At 67.2% G+C, this 20,824-nt stretch carries 14 protein-coding genes; 1 reads left to right on the top strand and 13 read right to left on the bottom strand.

From position 1 onward, the window contains the following. The 7 genes from IEX33_RS03035 to IEX33_RS03005 all read right to left on the bottom strand — a co-directional run bounded on the left by IEX33_RS03035 (position 1) and on the right by IEX33_RS03005 (position 11,008). A complete protein-coding gene (locus IEX33_RS03035) occupies positions 1-4,209 on the bottom strand; it encodes a DUF4011 domain-containing protein (protein WP_188727556.1) in 4,209 nt (1,402 codons plus the stop codon). A 130-nt stretch (positions 4,210-4,339) separates the two neighbouring features. Further along, complete coding sequence (gene guaA / locus IEX33_RS03030) at positions 4,340-5,929, bottom strand: glutamine-hydrolyzing GMP synthase (protein WP_188727554.1); 1,590 nt, start codon at positions 5,927-5,929, stop codon at positions 4,340-4,342. 98 nt (positions 5,930-6,027) lie between these two features. Beyond that, on the bottom strand, positions 6,028-6,558 hold the full coding sequence (locus IEX33_RS03025; RefSeq protein ID WP_188727552.1) for a DUF3817 domain-containing protein: 531 nt from the start codon (positions 6,556-6,558) through the stop codon (positions 6,028-6,030). After that, positions 6,555-7,391 (bottom strand): SURF1 family protein, encoded by an 837-nt coding sequence (locus tag IEX33_RS03020; RefSeq protein WP_188727550.1) that lies wholly within the window; start codon positions 7,389-7,391, stop codon positions 6,555-6,557. Before IEX33_RS03020 ends, IEX33_RS03025 begins: the two co-directional genes overlap by 4 nt. Positions 7,392-7,483: 92 nt before the next feature. Then, positions 7,484-7,972 (bottom strand): PTS sugar transporter subunit IIA, encoded by a 489-nt coding sequence (locus IEX33_RS03015; RefSeq protein WP_188727548.1) that lies wholly within the window; start codon positions 7,970-7,972, stop codon positions 7,484-7,486. Positions 7,973-8,013: 41 nt separating this feature from the next. Beyond that, positions 8,014-9,753: a glycerol-3-phosphate dehydrogenase/oxidase gene (locus IEX33_RS03010; RefSeq protein WP_188727546.1), complete on the bottom strand. Its 1,740-nt coding sequence runs from the start codon at positions 9,751-9,753 to the stop codon at positions 8,014-8,016. Positions 9,754-9,871: 118 nt separating this feature from the next. Then, entirely contained in the window at positions 9,872-11,008 is a 1,137-nt protein-coding gene (locus tag IEX33_RS03005; protein WP_188727544.1) for a GuaB3 family IMP dehydrogenase-related protein, read from the bottom strand. A gap of 155 nt (positions 11,009-11,163) precedes the next feature. Between IEX33_RS03005 and IEX33_RS03000 the strand changes: the two genes are divergently transcribed. After that, the gene (locus IEX33_RS03000; RefSeq protein WP_188727542.1) at positions 11,164-11,769 is read left to right on the top strand and encodes a hypothetical protein; all 606 of its coding nucleotides are present in this window, start codon (positions 11,164-11,166) and stop codon (positions 11,767-11,769) included. Here IEX33_RS03000 and IEX33_RS02995 read toward each other — a convergent pair. From IEX33_RS02995 to IEX33_RS02970, 6 genes are all read right to left on the bottom strand, one after another. After that, positions 11,766-13,610 carry an ABC transporter ATP-binding protein gene (locus IEX33_RS02995; protein ID WP_229675203.1) on the bottom strand — a complete coding sequence of 615 codons (1,845 nt, stop codon included), beginning with the start codon at positions 13,608-13,610 and terminating at the stop codon, positions 11,766-11,768. The genes IEX33_RS03000 and IEX33_RS02995 overlap by 4 nt on opposite strands. Before the next feature lie 17 nt (positions 13,611-13,627). Further along, positions 13,628-15,139 (bottom strand): IMP dehydrogenase, encoded by a 1,512-nt coding sequence (gene guaB, locus IEX33_RS02990; RefSeq protein ID WP_066277678.1) that lies wholly within the window; start codon positions 15,137-15,139, stop codon positions 13,628-13,630. Positions 15,140-15,372: 233 nt separating this feature from the next. Beyond that, a complete protein-coding gene (locus IEX33_RS02985; protein WP_377090019.1) occupies positions 15,373-17,451 on the bottom strand; it encodes an acyltransferase family protein in 2,079 nt (692 codons plus the stop codon). 110 nt (positions 17,452-17,561) lie between these two features. Then, positions 17,562-18,668, bottom strand: a complete 1,107-nt coding sequence (locus tag IEX33_RS02980) for a flavin-containing monooxygenase (protein WP_188727540.1) — start codon at positions 18,666-18,668, stop codon at positions 17,562-17,564. 30 nt (positions 18,669-18,698) lie between these two features. Further along, a complete protein-coding gene (locus IEX33_RS02975) occupies positions 18,699-19,046 on the bottom strand; it encodes a hypothetical protein (protein WP_188727538.1) in 348 nt (115 codons plus the stop codon). Between the two features lie 92 nt (positions 19,047-19,138). Then, positions 19,139-20,782: a response regulator transcription factor gene (locus IEX33_RS02970; RefSeq protein WP_188727536.1), complete on the bottom strand. Its 1,644-nt coding sequence runs from the start codon at positions 20,780-20,782 to the stop codon at positions 19,139-19,141. Between the last annotated feature and the right edge of the window lie 42 nt (positions 20,783-20,824).

Genomic DNA, 20,824 nt, shown 5'->3' with positions numbered 1-20,824 from the left:
TCAGCCCCAGTGCGGCGGTTTCTGCTCCTTCAGCCAGGCGTCGTGGTCGTCGTCTTCCCGGTCGCCCCACGCGCGGGGGTCGTCCTCGGAGGCCTTGTTGGGCACGGCCGGCCCCGCGGGCAGCGCAGAACTGTTGGGCCCGGTGCCGGGTGTTCCGTCCTGGTCCTGTCCGGCATCAGTTTCGGCGGGCTGCCCGGCGTCTGGAGCGTTGTCTTCTTCGCGGTCCTGGGGCATGGTGCCCGCCTCCTTGCTGTCCTGGTCTTCGGCCTTTGTGGGATCATCGCTCAGCGCAGCGGGCCGGCTTTCAGGGGCTGGCCCGGAGTCGCCCTGGCCAGCATCAGCCATGGCCAGCCGTTCCCGCTCGCCCTGGCTTTCGGCGTCGATCCCGTTGAGCGCCTGGTCCACATCGTCGTCCAGGAAGGCGACGGACGCGGCGGCACGCCCGGAAAGGGCCATCTTCTCGAGTCCCAGGTACCCGGCAATCCTGTCGGCGCAGGCGGAGGGATCGGTGAACACCTCGATGGTCCACAGCGGCATGTAGCGCCATCCCAGGCGCTCCAGCAGCTGCGGGCGCAGCCGGCTCCGCTCCCGCACACTCATGGTCCGGTACTGCTCCGTGCCGTCCGATTCAATCGCAACCGGCCACGGCAGGTCCGCGTGCTCCTGACCCATGGTGCTGAGGGGATCAGCGGCGGCAACCACGTCGATGGCGCCGTCATACTGGTGCCACACCCGTGCGCCGCGGGCGCGCAGGCGGTCCCCGAGGTCGGCAACCAGGGGATCTGCCCCCAGCGCCTGCTCGCTGGCCGCAGCCCGTGATGCAGGAGTTCCGAGATCAGTATTCCCCGCAATTTCACGGTCCAGCAGGGAGTACAAGTCCACGGCGCCGTGGCTCAGCCGGGTGTGGTCCAGGTCCTCGGGCCGGAAACAGGTAAGGACGTGCAAGGACCGGCGTGCCCGCGTCATGGCCAGGGCAAACTTCTCACGGCCGCCCTCGGCGGAAAGCGGCCCGAAGTTGTGCAGGGCGCGGCCGTGCGGGGTGCGGCCAAAACCGGGCGAGAAGATGACGTGATCGCGCACCAGTCCCTGCGCCCGTTCCAGGTCAACCACCCGGAAGGACTCGGGGCCGGCGCCGAAGAACCCGGCCAGGCCAGGGTAGTTGGGCAGCTGCAGCCGGATGGACTCCCCGATCCGGGCCGCATGGCGGAGGCTGGCCGTGACCACGGCCAGGGACGTACGCGGGCGGAGCCGTGCGTGCTCGAAGACCAGCTGGACAACGCGGTTGACTTCCGCCACCACGGATTCGACGCCTTCGTGGTCGGCGCTCGGCAACCCGGTTCCGTCCGGAAGGTACTCAACGAGGAGGGAACGGTCCAGCCCGGTGGCGGACTGGCCTTCCGGCAGCCGCCGCAGGCCGCCGTCGTAAAAATTCTTGCTGAGCTGCAGCACAAGGTCCTCGTCCACCGCACGGTAGACGAAGTTGAGCCTCCACACAGGAAGCACCTGCGACAGTGCGCTAAAAGCACTGTCCACGCGGTGGTGCGCTGACTCTCCGGGTGCGAGCCTTTCCACTCCCACCGTGAAAGTCCGGGGGCTGGCGATCCGCGCGTCACCGAACGCGATGACCTGTTTGGCCCGGGCAACGGACGGCAGCACAGCCTGGAGGGACGTCGCTTCCGCGTCCAGGATGACCACCGCGTCGAAGTGCTGCTCCGCCGGCAGCAGGCCGGTCATCAGGTAGGGGCTGACGGACCAGACCGGGACCAGCGTGCCGATCAGTTCCGGCGCCTGGGCCGTGAGCGACGGCAGGGATACCCGGCCATCCTTGAGCAGGCTCCGAAGGAGATCCGCCTGGCGCGGATGGGTGGCGAGGGCACTGCGCCAGCGCTCTGCGAGGTCCCAGCGAAGGCGCGCGGCACCGCTGGCGATGTGGGCGTTGTCAGCCAGGCGGTACTCGGCCTCCAGCCTGCGGAGGGCGTCGCCGTCGGACATTGCCAGGTAGTCGTCGCCGCTGATCATTGCCTCGAGCGCCGACTGCCACCACGCGAGTTCAAGCTCGGCGGCAACCGAGCCGGCCGGAACTTCCCGCTCCGCGAGGTCGGCCAGGAGCTCGCCCAGGCCGTGCTCACGCATGTTCTCCACCAGCAGCGTGCGCTCCGGAAGTGTCTTCAGTGTGTCCGTGTCCGCCACCAGCCGTTCGAGGCGCTCCATCAGCTCTTCGTACCGGACCGTGGCGAGCGAGCCGCCGGCCGCCGTGTGCCGGAGGGCCTCCCCCAGGCGGGCAAGGTCGCTGTCCAGGGACCTGTACATGGCGTTCATTTCGGCGAGCCCCGACGGAACGGCGGGATGCCGCTGGGTGGTGGCATAGCCTGCCCACAGTGCCCGCTGCTCCTGGACCAGGAGCAGCGAGGTGTGAAGGTCGGCGATGTGGACTCCGGGCCTGACGTACTCCTTCGCCACCCTGCGCAGCCTTGAGCGCTGCATGGACGTCATGTCGATGCCGCGTTCCTTGCGCCAGGATGAGGGCGCGGTGGCGGAAATGAGGTCGGTGACCGGACGGTCGAAGATGTCCGGGGTGAACTTGTCCAGGCTTCCGCGTACCGCCACCAGGAGCTCGAGCTGCTCGCCCCACTCGGCGAAGGAGGCGCCGAGCCGGATTTCGGCGTGTTCGGCAACTGCCTTCATGCGGTCGCGGAGGGCGGGCAGGCTCTTCTCCACGGAGCGGACCAGATCCTGGGCTTCCTCGGTCTCCTTCCGCGTCAGCAGCCGGGCGCCATGCCAGGGGCTGGTGGTGGAGGCCTTGCTGAAGCTGCCCAGCTCCGCCGCACGCTTGAGCCTGCCTGCGAGCTCCTCGCGGTCCCGGATGTTGTCCAGGACGCTCCGCTTCAGCCGCACCGTGGTGGCCGGCGCAGGGTGGATTGACGTCAGCTCCGCCAGCGACTGCATGGCCTGGTACGGCGAGCATCCCCACCGCTGGCGGACGTTGTGGAGCGAGGCCACATGGTCCATCAGGGCGTGGCGGTGCTCGGTCAACGTGCTGTGGAGGTTTCCAAGCTGTGGTTCCAGCGACTTTTCGTTGCGGACAATCGCACGGACCAGCTGGGCCTTGAGCTGCTGGGCGGTGACGTTCCCGGACAGCTGGAACAGGATGGACTCCAGGCCCAAACCTTCCAGCTGACCGGACACTTCGTTGAGGCTGGCGCGGCGGTCCCCGACCACCAGCACAGTCTTTCCGGCATCCACCAGCGCACCGATGGTGTTGATGGCTGTCTGCGTTTGTCCGGTACCCGGCGGGCTGCTGACAACCAGGGAGTCGCCGGCACGGGCAGCATCAATGACGTACTGCTGGTCGGTGTCCGCGTCCAGCAGGAGCAGCTCGTCCTTGGGGTGCCTGCTGTCCAGGGAAGGGAAGCGGGAGGGGTCCGGCTGCTCCACGTCCACAATTTCGCCGCCGCCCGCAGTGGCCAGGGCGGAAATAAGCGGGTTGGAGTCGTTGATCCAGGGGTCGTCCAGGTTGCCGGAGAGGTCGGCGAAGGTGGAGACCAGCAGGTTGTGCTGCGCTTCGGCGCCATGGATGGGCCTGATCAGGGTGCCGAGCCGGTCCAGGACGGGCTGCGGATCGAAACGGGCGGTGCTGTAGGCCAGCCGGGTGACGGCATTGACGTCGAAGACGATGCCGTGGATGTTCTTCAGGTGCCGTACCAGCGCGGGGTTGATATGCGCCTGCTCCGTCAGCTGGAGTTCGTAGTCGTCCTCCCCGGGCCGGACCGTCAGCGAGATGGCGGTGAGCATGACCGGCGCCGAGATGCGCTGCGGTTTGCCGCCCACGGCGGACGTCCACACAACGGTGCCGGCAGAGAGGTAGCCGGCGTCGATGCCGCGGTCGTTGGCCAGCTCGAAGATCTTCGAGCGGATGTTCCGGGAGGCCCGGGCTGCCACCACGTACTGCTGCCGGTCCCGGATCAGGGTGGAGAGGCGCGTCTTGCGGCCGGCCATCAGCTGGGCCAGGCCGGAGGGGTGCGCGTGCGTCAGGTCGATGGAGCCTTCAGGCGTTTTGGTGAAGCGCAGCATCGTGTCTGCCCCGGTAACGGGTTTGAGCCCGGACAGCCATTTGCGGAGCTCCTCGGAGCCCTCCGGGTGGCCTTGACCAACTGACACTTCTGCCTTCTTTTCTGCGTTTGCACGTGACGTCCTGGACCATACCGGCATAGGTTCGAGCGTAGCCGCTAAGACGGCGGGACTGAGAGACCGCAACACGTGATGGGCCTAATTTGCGGAGGTTTTTGCCCCGGGAACACCAGTGGCCGGCTCCCTTGGCGGAAGCCGGCCACTCAGGATGCTATTCCCACTCGATGGTTCCCGGCGGCTTGCTGGTGACGTCCAGCACCACACGGTTCACGCCCTCCACCTCGTTGGTGATCCGGTTGGAGATCCGGGCCAGCAGTTCGTACGGGAGCCGTGACCAGTCCGCCGTCATGGCGTCCTCGGAGGAGACCGGACGGAGCACGATCGGGTGGCCATAGGTGCGGCCGTCACCCATGACGCCCACGCTGCGGACATCCGCCAGCAGGACGACCGGCATCTGCCAGACTTCGCTGTCCAGGCCGGCTGCGGTGAGCTCGGCGCGGGCGATTGCATCGGCCTTGCGCAGCAGGTCGAGCCGTTCCTTAGTGACCTCGCCGACGATGCGGATACCGAGGCCGGGGCCGGGGAAGGGCTGGCGGCCAACGATCTCCTGCGGCAGGCCAAGCTGGGCTCCGACGGCGCGGACCTCGTCCTTGAAGAGTGCACGCAGGGGTTCGACGAGTTCGAACTGCAGGTCTTCGGGAAGGCCGCCCACGTTGTGGTGGCTCTTGATGTTCGCCGCACCTTCGCCGCCGCCGGATTCGACGACGTCCGGGTAGAGGGTGCCCTGGACCAGGAACTTGATCTTCTCGCCGTGGGCTGCAGCCTCGGCGATGATGGCAAGTTCGGCTTCTTCGAAGGCGCGGATGAATTCGCGGCCGATGATCTTGCGCTTGGTTTCGGGATCGCTCACGCCGGCCAGGGCGGACAGGAAGCGTTCCTGTTCGTTGGCGACATACAGCTTCACGCCGGTGGCTGCGACGAAGTCGCGCTCCACTTGTTCGGCTTCGCCCTCGCGCAGCAGGCCGTGGTCCACGAACACACAGGTGAGCTGGTCCCCGACGGCGCGCTGGACAAGTGCGGCGGCGACGGCGGAGTCCACGCCGCCGGAGAGGCCGCAGATGACCCGGGCGTCGCCGACCTGCTTCCGGATCCGCTCCACCTGCTCGTCGAGGATGTTGCCCGTGGTCCAGTTGGGTTCCAGCTTGGCGCCCTTGAAGAGGAAGTTCTCCAGGACCTGCTGGCCGTAGGCGGAGTGCTTCACTTCGGGGTGCCACTGCACTCCGAACAGGCCTTTGTCCTCGTTAGCGAAGGCAGCCACTTCGGCGCCCGCCGTCGTCGCAAGGACCTCGAAGCCCTCCGGCGCCTCGTGGACGGAGTCGCCGTGGCTCATCCAGGTGTTCTGGTGCTGGGGCATGCCCTCCAGCACGGAACGGCCCTCGCCGAGGATGGTGGTTTCAGTGGAGCCGTACTCCCGCAGCCCGGTCTTGTCCACCTTGCCGCCGAGGGCGTTGGCCATTGCCTGGAAGCCGTAGCAGATGCCGAAGACGGGGACGCCGGCTTCGAAGAGGTCGGCACCGACGCGGGGGGCGCCGTCGGCGTAGACACTCGAGGGGCCGCCCGAAAGGATGATGGCGGCGGGATTCTTGGCCAGGAGCTGCTCGGTTGTGTAGGTATGCGGAACCACTTCCGAATACACATTCGCTTCCCGGACGCGGCGGGCAATAAGCTGCGCGTACTGGGCACCGTAGTCAACAACCAGCACCGGCTTCTGGGAAGTCTGGGATGCAGTGGGAGTAGTCACCGTACTAGCCTACTGGGCGCCGTTGCACCGGCGCATCTTGAGAAGCCGGGCTGTGACGGAGCGAACTGTCGGCGCCCGCATTGCCGCCTGGCAGCCGGTCAGTAGCGCTGGGGCGCCTGGGGGTTCGCCGCGAGCTCGGCTTCCACCTCGGCGTGGAACTTCTTTTCGACGATGAAGGAGAGGAACGGGACCACGCCGCCGAGGGCCAGCAGGATCAGCTTGAGGAACGGCCAGCGCATCAGCGCCCAGAGCCGGAAGTTGGACATCAGGTACACCACGTACATCCAGCCATGGACAATCAGGACTGTGACAGACAGGTTGACCCCGCCCTCAACCCCCTTTGGCTCGGCATCAGCGAAGCCGAACCCGAAGGGCTCGCCCGTGACGGCATTGGTTCCCCCGGCGAAGAGGGACTGCCCGAAGCCGTAACGGGCAACCAGTTCGGCGCACAGCAGCAGCAGCATGCCACCGGTGAGATAGGCGAGCACCTTGTAGAACTTCAGGGCCGAGCGGATCTGGGCTTCGGTTCCGCCAAAACGGCGCTTCCTGCCGCCTGCTTTAGGGCCTGCATTTATGCCTGTGTCAGTGCCTGAGGCAGACGCTGGGTTTGCCGGTTTAGGGTCAATCATGGTTGTACCTTTTGCTGGTTGTGGTCTGGGTGCTGGTTGTCTTCATCGCTGTCCTCGAGGCTTTCCTCAAGGTCGCGGTGGTAGTCGTCCTTCACGAGCCGCCACCAGATGAAGAGGGCAAAGCCGGCGAAGACCACCCACTCGAGCGAGTAGAAGAGGTTGAGCCAGTTGATCTGCTGCGCGGGCGGCTGCGGGCCGATGTCCAGGGGAAGAAGCTCACCCGGCACCGCGGCGGCGCTGAGGTCCACGCCGTCGGCTACTTCGGCGGTGGCGGCCACGAACCCGGGGTAGCTGCTGACCTCCCAGTAGTTGATCAGCTCTGCCACGGACACCGCCGTCGCCTCACCTGGTTCTGGTGCCGTCCCCGGGACGGGTGCCTCGGACGGCAGCAGCCGCCCGGTCAGTTCAAGGATGCCCGACGGCGGTGCGGGGGCGTCGCCGGGTTCCGCCACCCAGCCGCGGGCCACCGGGATCCAGGTCTGCGGTGAGGCTGCGGCGCCGGTCAGGGCGGGTGCCCCGTCGACGGCGAACGCGGACACCACCCAGTAGCCTGTCTTGCCGTCATGCAGCCGCCCCGGTACCAGGAGCTGTTTTGCGGGGTCGTAGGATCCCTGCGCCGAGACCATCTGGTCCGCGTCGGTTCCGTGGAAGAACTCGCCCGGCTGGAGGGTGTCCGTCAGCGGCTGGACCTGCTCGGTGGCCGGGTTGGTGGGCACTTCAGGCTGGGTGGAGCGCCCGAACTGCCACTGGCTCAGCAGCACGAAGACCCCGGACACAGCGATCGCGAAGACAAAACCGGCGATCCATCGGGGCTTAAGGGCTGTTTTCCACACGTCTTAACCGTACTTCGTAGCGCTGTAGAACAACTAAACGCGAGGCCAGGGGCGGGGTCCTGCCTCCTCGCCGGACCAGTGGCGCGGTCCGGTCAGTGATCGAAGAACACCAGGCTGGAGTTGATGAGTTCGGCGATCATGTCGGGATCGTAGGCCCGGCGCAGCGACTCCCGGAACGATTCCTTGGAGAGGGACCGGGCCAGCGTGGCCAGGACCTCGAGGTGGTCGGAGAACGAACTCGCCGGGGTGGCAATCAGCAGGATCACCGTGGCCGGACCGTCCGCGGCACCGAAATCGAGGGCGTGCCCGTATTTGGTGATTCCGACCGCGATCGAGGTGCGGGAGACGAACTCGCTGCGGGCGTGCGGCAGGCCGATGCCGCCCGGCAGTCCCGTAGCCAGCTGGTGTTCCCTGGCGTTCACATGCTTGAGGAAGCCGTCCAGGTCCGAGATCCGCCCGGCGGCGTGCAGCCGCTTGGCGAGCTGGGTGGCGGCGTCGACCTTGTCCTTAGCCTCCAACTCCAAAATCACCATATCGGGCGTGGTGAGCTCGGCATCGTACCGGTCAAGTGGTTCGGCCAAGGCGTATCCCTTCAGTCAGCGTTGCTGGTGCCGTGAATCCCTCAGCGCAGGGGCACGATGTCTTCCACGCCCAGGCGGGCGGCGTCTGCGGATTCGTCGTCCGGCTGTTGCTGGCTGAGGCGTTCGGCCTCCACCCGTGCGATGTAGTGCCGCACTTCGTTTTCACGCTGGGCGTCACTCCAGCCAAGGACGTCACCCATTAGTTTAGCGACAACAGGCACGGCGGACACTCCGCGGTCCCAGGCCTCGATGGAAATCCGTGTCCGTCGGGTCAGCACATCATGGACGTGGCGGGCACCTTCGTGGGTGGCGGCGTAGACGGCCTCGGCCTGAAGGTAGTCGTCGGCGCCCGGAAGGGGCTCCGCCAGGGCCGGATTCTCCCCGATGATGGACAGGACCTCGGAGGTCATGGATCCGTAGCGGTTCAGCAGGTGCTCAATCCGGGCAACATGCACGCCGGACTCCTCGGCGGTACGGTTGCGGCGGTTCCAGGCCGCCCTGTAACCCTGCGCGCCAAGCAGGGGGATCGTCTCCGTGCAGCTGGGCGGCACGCGCTCATCCATGGTGCGGGTGGCCTCGTCCACGGCGTCCTTGGCCATGACCCGGTAGGTGGTCCACTTTCCGCCGGCCACCACCACCAGGCCGGGAACGGGATGGGCCACCACGTGTTCACGGGACAGCTTGGCGGTGGAGTCGTTCTCCCCGGCGAGCAACGGGCGGAGGCCCGCGTAGACGCCCTCGACGTCCTCGCGGGTCAGCGGACGCTTGAGGACCTTGTTGACGTGTTCCAGGATGTAGTCGATGTCCTTGCTGGAGGCGGCCGGGTGGGCCTTGTCCAGGTTCCAGTCGGTGTCCGTGGTGCCGATGATCCAGTGCCGGCCCCACGGAATGACGAACAGCACGGACTTTTCGGTGCGCAGGATCAGGCCGACGGTCGACTGGAACCGGTCGCGCGGCACCACCAGGTGGATGCCCTTGGAGGCACGGACCTTCAACTGGCCGCGGTCGGTCACCATGGCCTGGGTCTCGTCCGTCCACACCCCGGTGGCGTTGATGACCTGCTTGGCGCGGATGTTGAACTGCGTCCCGTCCTCGTGGTTCACCACCTTGGCCCCCACCACCCGCTCACCTTCGCGGAGGAAGTCCACCACCTTCATCTGGTTGACGGCGTGGGCCCCGTAGTACGCGGCAGTCCGCACCAGGTTGGCGCAGTACTTGGCGTCATCCACCTGGCCGTCGTAGTACCGGATGGAGCCCACGAACGCGTCATTCTTGAGGCTGGGGGCAGCGCGCAGGGTGCCCCGGCGGCTGAGGTGCTTGTGGAACGGGACTCCCCTGCTGTGCCCGCTGGAGACGGACATGGCGTCATACAGCGCGATGCCGGCACCCACGTAGGGCCGCTCGATGAAGGGCTTGGTCAGCGGGTACAGGAAGGGCACGGGCCGGGCCAGGTGCGGCGCCAGTTCCGAGAGCAGCAGCCCCCGCTCCTGCAGCGCCTCTTTCACGAGGCCGAAATCGAGCATCTCCAGGTACCGGAGGCCGCCGTGGATGAGCTTCGAGGACCGGGAGGACGTACCGGCAGCCCAGTCGTTGGCTTCAACGATGCCGACGCTGAGGCCGCGGGTGACGGCGTCCAATGCTGCCCCGGTGCCAACGATGCCGCCGCCGACGATGAGGATGTCCAGTTCCTGGCCGGGGTCCGCCGTGGCGCGCAGCCGTTGGATGGATGCTTCCCTGGCGTCCGGGCCAAGGGCCCCGCCGTTAACAGGAAAATTCTTCATTGAACGCCTCCAGTGCCTCAAGTGCCGGTAGTAAAACCACCCTACTTGCTTGCGGCACGCTTGGGCAGGAGGGTGGCGGCGGGATACCGCCGCCACCCTCCCGGTTCCATGAGGAGTGTCAGTTTCCGGAGTACGGGGAAACCACGACGTCGACCCGCTGGAATTCCTTCAGGTCCGAGTAGCCGGTGGTCGCCATGGAGCGGCGCAGCGCGCCAATGAGGTTGGAGGTTCCGTTGGTGTGGTGGCCGGGCCCGAAGAGCACTTCCTCCAGGGGTCCCACGGTGCCCACGTTGGCGCGGTCGCCGCGGGGAAGTTCGAGGTGGTGGGCTTCCTGGCCCCAGTGCCATCCCTTGCCCGGTGCTTCTTCGGCCCGCGCCAGGGCGCTGCCGAGCATCACGGCGTCGGCTCCCATGGCGATTGCCTTGACGATGTCGCCCGAGGAGCCCATGCCGCCGTCGGCAATGACATGGACGTAACGGCCGCCGGACTCGTCCATGTAGTCGCGGCGGGCAGCGGCGACGTCGGAGATGGCGGATGCCATGGGCGAATGGATGCCCAGGGCCCGGCGGGTGGTGGTGGTGGCGCCCCCGCCGAAGCCCACCAGCACGCCGGCGGCACCGGTGCGCATGAGGTGCAGCGCGGGCGTGTAGCCGGCCGCGCCGCCCACGATCACGGGAACATCCAGCTCGTAGATGAACTGCTTGAGGTTCAGGGGTTCGTGGTCCTTGGAGACATGCTCGGCGGACACGGTGGTGCCACGGATGACAAAGATGTCGACGCCGGCGGCCACCACGGTCTTGTAGTGCTCCTGGGTGCGCTGCGGGGTCAGGGATCCCGCCACCGTCACGCCGGCCTCGCGGATTTCCGCCAGGCGGGATGTGATCAGCTCAGGCTGGATGGGCGCCTTGTACAGTTCCTGCATCCGTCCGGTCACGGCCGGGCTGTTGGTTTCATCCTCCAGCGCGCCGATCTCGTCCAGGATGGGCTGCGGGTCCTCGTACCGGGTCCACAGGCCTTCAAGGTCCAGGACGCCGAGGCCGCCGAGCCTGCCCAGTGCAATGGCGGTCTGCGGGGACATGGCCGAGTCCATGGGCGCCGCAATGACGGGCATGTCGAACTTGTAGGCGTCAATCTGCCAGGAGACGGAGACGTCCTTGGGGTCGCGGGTACGACGGTTAGGGACGATTGCAATGTCATCCAGGGAGTAGGCACGACGCCCACGCTTGCCACGGCCGATCTCGATCTCGTAAGTCACTGCTCTAGGTTATCCCAGCGGCCGTGATGTCCTTGTCTGTGCCGGACGGGCCGGCAGCGCAGGCTACGGGCCGCCCTGAACGCCGTGGGCGGCCTGCGATCCCGCCACCGCGGCCTGCAGGCACCGGCCGGAGCCCCGTTGGCTACAGTTGCCTTATGGGTTCACGGTGGGTATTCGACGGCCACATTGCCGGCATAGGCACGGCCTCCGGCCTTCGCGCCGTGGTGGGCATCTGGCAGGAGTCGCCCTTCGGGCCCTTTGCGGACGTGATGGTCCAGCAGCCCTCCGGCCACCGGCAGCTCCTGGCCCCCAGCCCGGAGGTGGCGGACTTCATCGCCGCCACGTACACGTTCGACGACGTCACGGAGGTGGACCTGTCGGCGCGGCTGGGCCACGGGACGCTGGAGGTCGACGCCGGTCCCCTGGCGATCAGCGCACGCCTCGGCGGGCGGGCCCTCCTGGGCAGGATGCTGCGGGCAGTCCCCCGGCGCCTTGCCGTGCACCCCGGCTGGCTGCACGCCATCAGTCCTGTCGCCGGGATCCTCAGCAGCGGCTCCCGGACCTCCGGCACCGCGGGCAGCGGCCGGCGGGAGTATTACGGGGTGAGCGACCTGCACACCATCACAGCCGCCGTCGTGAGCTGGAACGGCATTGACGCCGGCGCGCTGGCGCCGGTCCGCCCCGCGGTGACGTTCGGGTTCAGCAGTGTCCCGCCGCGTCCGGGCATTGCGCGGGTCCGCACAACGGTGGCGGAGTCCTAGACTCCGCCTGTTTCCGGGCTTGCTCCCGTGAGCTGGGATTCGAACATCCTGAAGTAGCGGCCGCGAAGCGCGACGAGTTCCTTGTGCGTCCCCTGCTCCACGATCCTGCCGTCCTCCAGCATGAACACGGTGTCCGCCTTCTCGATGGTGGCGAGCCGGTGGCTGATGGCGATGATGGTGCTGCTGCGGTCAGCGAAGAGGCGGGTGAAGATCCGGTGCTCGGCCAGGGCGTCGATGGCCGAGGTTGGCTCGTCCATCACCATGAACGAGGCATCCCGGTAGAAGTTCCGGGCCATGGCCAGACGCTGCCACTGCCCGCCCGAGAGTCCGCTGCCCTTACGCCCGCGCGGGTCCTCCATCCAGTTGCTGACATGGTTGTCCAGGCCGTTGGGCAGCTTGTTGATGAAGTCCAGCGCCTCGGCATCCGCTGCAGCCTTGCGGATGCGGGCGTCGTCGCGGGGCGAGTCGACGTCCCCGAAGTAGATGTTCTCCGCGGCCGTGGCGAACTCGTACTTGAGGAATTCCTGGCTCAGCACCGCGAGGTGCCGGTGCCACGAGGTGACGTCGACGGCGGCGAGGTCCACGCCGTCCAGCAGCACCTGCCCGGAATCCGGGCGGTAGAGCCCTGCCAGGATCCTGATCAGCGTGGACTTTCCGGCGCCGTTCTCCCCCACGATGGCGATGTGCTGGCCCTCGCGGATCGTCAGGCTGATCCCGCGGATCACCTCGATGTCGCTGCCCGTGTAGGTGAAGCGGATGTCCTTCAGCTCCACGGTCTTCGGTGCCTGCAGCAGCGGCGGGGCGTGCTCCGAATGCACGGGCATGGCCATGAACAGCTCGTAGTCCTTGAGGTTCGCCAGGTCCTCGTCGATGGAGCTGAGGGAGGACACCAGGTTGTTCGCCGTGGACAGCGCCCTGCTGACAATCTGCTGCACGTAGAGGAACTGGCCCACAGGCTGCGCGCGGGCGATGATCTGTCCCACCACCCAGACCAGGGACACCACTTCAGCGCCGTACTGGAGCGCATCGGCGGCGAGCTGCTTGGGGATGTACCGCTTCTGGTAGTCCAGCCGCCGGCGCTCGTCCGCGTCCCGCAGCCGGGACCTGAAATCCATCAGGTAGCCCACGATCCCGTACAGCCGCATCTCGGCGATGTGCTGCGGGCGGAGGAGGTTGGTCTCGATCATGCGGCGCTGCCGGCGTGAGTCCACCTGGGTGTTCCAGTGGGCGATCTGTTCCCGCGAAAGTTTGAACTGCAGGTAGACGCTGGGGACGATGGCGACAAGGACGATCACGGCAATCCACCAGCTCACCAGCAGCAGGGCGCCGACGGCGAGGATCACCGACACGAGCTGGGTGAAGATGGCGGCGATGCGGTCCAGGACGCGGGCGTAGGAGTCGGAGAACCGCTTGGCGCGGTCGTAGAGGTCTACGGTTTCTTTGTCGTCGTACCGCCAGAATTCCAGGCCCAGGAACCGCTCGTACATCTGGTCCCCCACGATGGCCCCCACCTTGAAGCTCATCAGCTGCTGGATGTAGCGGTCCACGCTGCTGAACGCGCCCCAGAAGAGCCCCAGGGCGGCGGTGATGATGACGTAGACGATCGCCCGCTGGCCGGCCTCGGCGTCACCGGCATAGGCAGCGGCCAGCGCCGTGGTGGTCAGGGCGGCGAAGTAGGTGGTGACCAGAGGAAGCACGGCCGAGATCAGCGAGCCGAGCACCTTCATGACCACGGCGCCAGGCGAGGCCCGGAAACTGACCCTCAGCACCTGGGCTACGGCCCGGGCATACGGACGAAGGGCCAGCCGCCGTGGCGGCTGGCCCTTCGTCGGGGTGTTCACCCGTTCAGGAGGCGTTGTCAGCGGGAACCGTAGTTCGGCGCTTCGACGGTCATCTGGATATCGTGCGGGTGCGATTCCTTCAGGCCGGCCGGGGTGATCCGGACGAACTTGCCGCGGGCCTTCAGCTCGGCCACGGTGGGCGCGCCGGTGTAGAACATGGTCTGGCGCAGGCCGCCCACCAGCTGGTAGGCCACCGAGGACAGCGGACCGCGGTAGGCCACACGTCCCTCGATGCCTTCGGGAATGAGCTTGTCATCGCCGGAGACGTCGGCCTGGAAGTACCGGTCCTTCGAGTAGGACGTGTTCTTGCCGCGGGACTGCATGGCGCCCAGGGAGCCCATCCCACGGTAGGACTTGAACTGCTTGCCGTTGACGAAGATCAGCTCGCCCGGCGATTCGTCGCAGCCGGCCAGCAGGGAGCCGAGCATCACGGTGTCGGCGCCGGCCACGAGGGCCTTGCCGATGTCGCCGGAGTACTGCAGGCCGCCGTCGGCAATCAGCGGCACGCCGGCGGGAATGGCTGCCTTGGCGGATTCGTAGATGGCGGTGATCTGCGGGACGCCCACACCGGCCACCACACGGGTGGTGCAGATGGATCCCGGTCCCACGCCCACCTTGATGCCGTCGGCGCCGGCGTCGATCAGGGCCTGGGCGCCTTCGCGGGTCGCGGCCTGGCCGCCGATGACGTCCACGTGCGCCGCCACGGGATCGGACTTGAGGCGTCGGATCATGTCCAGCACGCCCTGCGAGTGGCCGTTGGCGGTGTCCACGAACAGGGCATCGACCCCGGCGTCCACCAGTGCCATGGCGCGCTCCCAGCCGTCCCCGAAGAAGCCGATGGCTGCGCCCACGCGGAGGCGGCCTTCGTCGTCCTTGGTGGCCAGCGGGTACTGCTCGGCCTTGGTGAAGTCCTTGGTGGTGATCAGGCCCTTGAGCCGGCCCTGCTCATCCACCAGGGGAAGCTTCTCGATCTTGTTGGTGGCCAGCTTGTGCGAGGCTTCCTCGCGGCTGATCCCCACGTGCCCGGTGACCAGCGGCATCTTGGTCATGACGTCGCTGACCAGCCGCAACGGGAAGTCGGACTCGGGGACAAAGCGGGTGTCGCGGTTGGTGACGATGCCGAGCAGGCGCATGTCCTCGTCCACCACGGGCAGGCCGGAGACACGGTACTGCGAGCAGATCTCGTCCAGCTCAGCAAGCGTGGCCTGCGGGCCGATGGTCAGCGGGTTGGTGATCATCCCTGACTCGCTGCGCTTTACCCGGTCCACCTGGTCCGCCTGGTCCTGGATGGACAGGTTGCGGTGGATGACGCCCAGGCCGCCCTGGCGTGCCATGGCGATGGCCATCCGTGATTCGGTGACAGTGTCCATGGCCGCGGACAGCAGCGGCGTGTGAACCGAAATCCGCTTGGAAATCCGCGAGGACGTGTCAGCCTCCGACGGGATGACCTCGGTGTGTCCGGGCAGGAGCAGGACGTCGTCGTAGGTCAGGCCAATGAAGCCAAAGGGGTTGTGTTCGGGCTCGGTCATGAGTGCGCCTCTTACCTTGGTTGCTGGACGGGTAGGGGTTGCAGCCGATGACCAGCCCGTCATTACGGGACTGGCCTGTGCAGGAAATGCTCCAGGACCGCCGCGGCAGGCGGGGACCCGGAGGCCGGAAAGTATTGAGTAAATATTAGAACCTCAGCGCCCATCCCCCTATTCCACGCGTGGAATGTGAGCAACCGCACTCCCCACCCTGCCCCGCAGATGCTGGGGAACAGTCAGCTCCAGCCTGTGGCGGCCAGCAGCCGCTGCTCGAACATGGGGATCATGCTTTCCACGTAGGTCCGCGTGAGGTGGTTGTCGTCCTTGTAGACGTAGACGTTGCCCACCACCCCGGGACAGATGCCCCGCGCGCAGATGAAGTCGCTGAGATCCATCAGGTGCAGTCCGTCCAGTTTGCCCCGGTAGCTTTCCAGCGGGGACGGTTCCACCAGGGATTCCTCCAGGGACACACTGCACTCCGGCGCGTCCGGGCCGTTGCGCTGGATGCATTCCGGCATGTTGAACGTAAAGCGCGGGTTGTCCCGGATGCCGATGACCTCGATCCCGGCCTCCGCGAACGGCTGCACCCCTTCCAGGTAACCCGGGACCTCGGTCTCGAACGGGGCTTCCTCGTGGGTCAGCGACGCCACCGTGAACACTGCGTCCGGCTGATGTTCCAGGACGTAGGCGGCGCTGGCCTGGTTGTAGGCGTTGCACTCCGCATTCCGTTCCAGGGACTCCGCCCCGAAGCGGCACGCCGGCATCAGCAGCGTCACCAGTTCCCAGCCCCGCGCGGCGGCAATCGGCGCCAGCGCACCCAGGTACTGCTGGGAGTGGGAGTCGCCCAGGACCACGATGCGCTTGGTTACCTCACCGTCCGGAACCTCCTGCCTGCATCCTTCGAGGATGGGGTTGCTGGTGGCGTTGGCACCGGTGCAGGGCGCGTGGATTCCAGCCCAGTCGTTGTCCAGCGCCGAGGGGCCGGGGATGATCCTGGCCTCCGGGGCGGGCACGGCGGCGTTCTCCGGGTTGAGCGCGGCGGCCCCTGGCGTGAGCTCCCTCGGCTGGGCCGCCGTCGCGCTTTCCTCTGCGGTGAGCGTGGTCTGCCAGACGGCCACGGGTCCGGCCAACAGCGCACCGCAGGCAGCGATAACGACGGCGGTGCGCCAGGCCCGGCGCTGCGGCCAGTGCCAGTCGCGCAGCGGCTTTTCAACGAAGCGCGTGGTGAGGACGGCAAGCACGATGGAGGCGCCCACGATGCCCAGGCCCTGGACCAGGTTGGGTGCCTCCACGCCGGTGGCGGCAAGCGCAAGCACCAGGACCGGCCAGTGCCAGAGGTACAGGGCGTAGGAATTGTCTCCCAGCGCCACCAGGGGCTTGCTGCTGAGGAACCTGTCCACGCCGAAGCGGCTGCCGGATTGTCCCGCGACGATGATGGCGGCGGCTGCCAGGGTGGGCCACAGCGCCACGAAGCCGGGGAACGAGCGGTCCACCGTGAGCAGCAGGCCGCAGGAAACCATGGCCGCCAGGCCTGCCCAGCCCAGGACCACACGGAGCGCCCGGGCCGGTTTGACGTAGGGCAGGGCCAGCGCCAGGAGCGAGCCCAGCGCGAACTCCCAGAGCCGCGTCCGGGTGTCGAAGTAGGCGTACGCCTGGTTGCCGGCGGTCTGCTCCACGGAGTAGGCGAGGGACACGGCGAAGACTGTGCCGAAGACCAGGGCCAGCAGCCCGCGGTAGGTGACCCGGGTGAGCGCGGGGATCCGGTGCAGCAGCAACAGCAGTCCGGCGGTGCCGGCAAAGATGAGGGGCCAGAGGATGAACACCTGGCCTTGGATGGACAGCGACCAGAAGTGCTGGAGCGGGCTGGCTCCGGCGTGGTCCTGGGCATAGTAGTCAACGGCAGTGTCCGCGAGCAGCCAGTTCTGGCTGTACAGCAGGGATGCCCAGGCCTGGTCCAGCACCTGCGGCCAGCGGCTCTGGGGCAGGATCAGCCACGTTCCGGCGAGGACTCCCAGGATGACCACGACGGCGGCGGGCAGCAGCCGCTTGAACAGGTGCAACCAGTGCCCAAGGAGCCCGAAAGGCCGCCCTGCCTCGGCTTTCCGGACAAAGGACAGGGTCAGCAGGAACGCGGAGATGAGCAGGAAGATGTCCACTCCCCCGGACACCCTGCCCAGCCAGACGTGGTAGGCCACCACCATCAGCACGGCGAGCGCACGGAGCCCCTGGACCTCCGGCCGGAAGGTCGGCTTCCGGCTTTTGGCGGCTGCTTCGGGCACCGGGCGCGAGGCAGCCGCGGTTCTCGCTATCGACACAAAAGACCTTCCAGCGATGGACAAAACATCAATTCTACCGAGGCATGGCGGATTTTCCGGGAAAGGTAACGGGCATCACGGCCCGGTACAGGTGGCGAAGCCGGCGCGGCTCAGGCGGCGGCCACCGCGGATCCGTGAACGGCGGGGGCCGGAATCCTGGCCGCCAGGTAACGCGCGTCGCGGCCGAGGCCCGGAAGGGTGTCCGATACTTCCGCGTACAGGAACCGCTGCCCAAGGAAGAACAGGCCTGGAGAATCCAGAGCCACACCACGCCACTGCCGGGGCATTGCGCCGCCGTCGAGCAGGGCCGGATCGATCCAGCTGAAGTCCTCCCGGAATCCGGTGCACCAGACCACATTGGCGACTTCGAGGCGGGTCCCGTCCGCCAGCACAGGCATCCCGTCGGCCACCCCGGTGACCCTCGGCACGACGTGCACGCCGGCGGCCTCGAGGTCCCTCGTCTTCGTCCTGATCAGCGGTTCGGCGTGCGCTTTCATCGCCGGCGCCATTTTCCGGCCAATCGGTGAACCAAGCGTCAACACGTACAGGCCAAGGAAGCGCACCACCGGGAACGCGTAACGTGCCGCCGCTTTCCCGTGCTTCACCGGAATCTCACCCGTGGGCTTGCCGGCCACCAGCGCCGGCCGGGTCCCGGAAACTTCGAGGCCGATCTCCGCTCCCGAGTTCCCCAGCCCCACAACCAGGACCGGACCTTCCTGGAGCTGCTGCGGGTTCCGGTACTGGCTGGAATGCACTTGCCTGATGGAAGGGGCCAGTTCACCTGCAAAGCCTGGCACCTCGGGTGTCTGTGTGGAGCCTGTGGCCACCACAACGTTGCGCGCTTCCCACCGGCGGCCGTTGGCGGTGGCCACGTAGTGGTCCCCCTCCCGCCAGAGGTGCTCCACGCGGATGCCGTGGCTTACCGGCAGTTCAAATTCCGCGGCATACCATTCGAGGTAATCCGCCACTTGATCCTTGGTGGGGAAGGACAGCCGGTCCGCCGGGAACAGTGCGCCGGGCAGGCCGTCGTACTTGGCGGGCGTGAACACCCGGAGCGAGTCCCACCGCTGCCGCCAGGAATCGCCGGTTCTTTGGCACGCATCCAAAATCAGGAACTTCCGTTTCTGGCCTTTCATGAAATAACCCATGGCAAGTCCGGCCTGTCCGCCGCCGATGATGATGGCGTCCAGCATGCCGGCCCGATTGTTGTTGCTCATGGCCGCGCTCCTTTGATCGCAAGTGGATTCTTAAGGCTGAACCCTCCCGCTGGGCTGCCCGGCCGACGCACTCTCTGCTGTGATGCCGGCCGCTGCGGTGCTGGCTGCTGTTTCGTGCCCCGTTTCCCTGTAGCGCAGCCACCATGCCAGCATCAGGGCGGATGCCAGGACGTAGGCCAGGTGGAGGACCCAGATGGGACCTGCAGGAAGATTGAAAACGTAGATCGAGTGCACCGCGTTGGCCACGTTGCTCAGCACCAAATTGCCCAGGCTGTATGACGCAAGGTCCTTGGTGCGAGCAGCCTTCACAAGCATCGGCAGCATACCGACGGCAAAGAGCACTGTCGACACGGTTCCGGCGAGCACTGGAAGGTTCATGTTTCGAGGCTACGGGCGCAGCCTCCCCCTCCGCGTCGGCCGAATGATGTAACCCGTACTGGACGGGTCGTGGGTATTTATCTGCAGGCGGCCTACCCGGCCAGCCCGTGCTCATAGGCGTAGCTGGTGGCGGCCGCCCTGGAGGACAGGCCCAGCTTGAGGAAGATATTGCTGATGTGGCGCGCCACGGTCTTTTCACTGAGGTAGAGCTCCGCGGCTATGGCGCGGTTCCCTTTTCCTGACGCCACCAGCCGGAGCACTTCATTTTCCCTTGGGGTCAATGGCCCGGCGGCGCCTGCCCCTTCGTCGGCGCCTGCCCGCATCAGGGAGGCCGCCCAGGCGGCGGCGGGCGCTGCCCCCAGCTCCAGGAATTCCGCATGGGCAGCTTCGAAGTCCATCAGCGCCGAAGGCTCATCTCCCAGGTCGCGGCATGTACGCCCGATCAGTGCCCGGCAGCGGGCTGCCTCGTACGGAACGCCCAGCTTCTGCCACAGCCTCCACGCCTGCCGCAGGGATTGCGAGGCGCCGGCGGCATCACCTTCGGCGAGCCGGACCGCCCCGTCAGCCTGGCCGGCGACGGCTTGGAGCATGGGTTTGGGGTGGTCCCCGGCAATGGTTTCCAGCTCGTCCGCGCACCGCCGCGCCGCCCCGGGATCACCCGCGGCCAGCTCGATGTCCACCAGCGCCGGCAGCAAATGGCAGCGGGTGGCCGCATCCGCAATCCCCGCCGCCCGGCGGATCATCGACTGCGCCTGCCGCGCCTCTCCGCGGGCCAGCAGGAGGAGTGCCAGGCCTGGCTGCGGTTCCCACCCGCTTCGGGCAGCCTGCCGGTAGCATTCCTCCGCAGCGTCCAGCTTCCCGGCGAGGCGCTCCACTTCGCCCTGCTGGTAGAAACCGCCGAAAAGTGCTTGTGGATCACCCCTGGCGGCAAGTCCCTGGGCAGCGGCAGCTGCCTTGAGCGCTTCGGCCCATGCCCCGTGCAGCCGGAAGAGCTCGGCGCGGTGGGACTGGCACTGGCCGCTGAACGCCACCATGTCGGGCCGTGCCCTGCACCAGCGGTCCAGCGCCACCGTCCACTGAAGCGCCCTCTCCAGGTCAAAGGCAAGGTGGCAGTTGCCAATCACCGCACAGTAGATGATTCCTGAAGGGACCGGGGACAGCTCCCCCGCGGTAACGGCCACCATGACTTCATCGAACATCCCCAGGCCCTCCTCCGCACGCCCCAGCATCAGCGTTGCCTGTCCGGTTCCGAGAAGGGCCAGCGCCGCCAGGTCCCTGTCCTGGAACTGCCGCGCGACAGAGCCCGCTTCGGTGAAAAGCTGCAGCGCGCCTGCTGCGTCACCCCCGTAGAGTTTTCCCAGCGCGACGGGAAACAGCAGCAAGCCCGCCACCGGACCCGGTTCATCAAGCTCATCCACCAGCGTCTTGCCACGCGCAAACCAGCCCGCGCTCCTGGCCGTTTCGCCAAGGTTCAGCAGGTGCATACCCAACCACACCGCGCACCGCATCGCGCCGGTGATGTCGCCGACAATCAGGTATTCCTCGTGCGCGCGGGTGAGGGTGTCCAGGCCCGTTGTGGTGTTGCCGGTCAGGATTTCGGCCGTTGCCAGCCGCTCAAGGTCGGCTGCGGGGAGTCCGCCGCGCCTGTCCGCGTCGGCGTAGCTCCTGGAAGCGTCAGTCCAGCGATGTTCCCGGAACGCGGACCGTCCTTCGTCAATGCCCGTTTCAGTTGACACTCCGGCCTCCTCGGACACCACCCGTCCAGCTGTCCTTCTACG

Origin of the sequence: Pseudarthrobacter scleromae, assembly GCF_014644515.1 — a bacterium.
Taxonomy (GTDB): Bacteria; Actinomycetota; Actinomycetes; order Actinomycetales; family Micrococcaceae; genus Arthrobacter; species Arthrobacter scleromae.
This window is presented reverse-complemented; position numbering and strand designations above follow the sequence as displayed.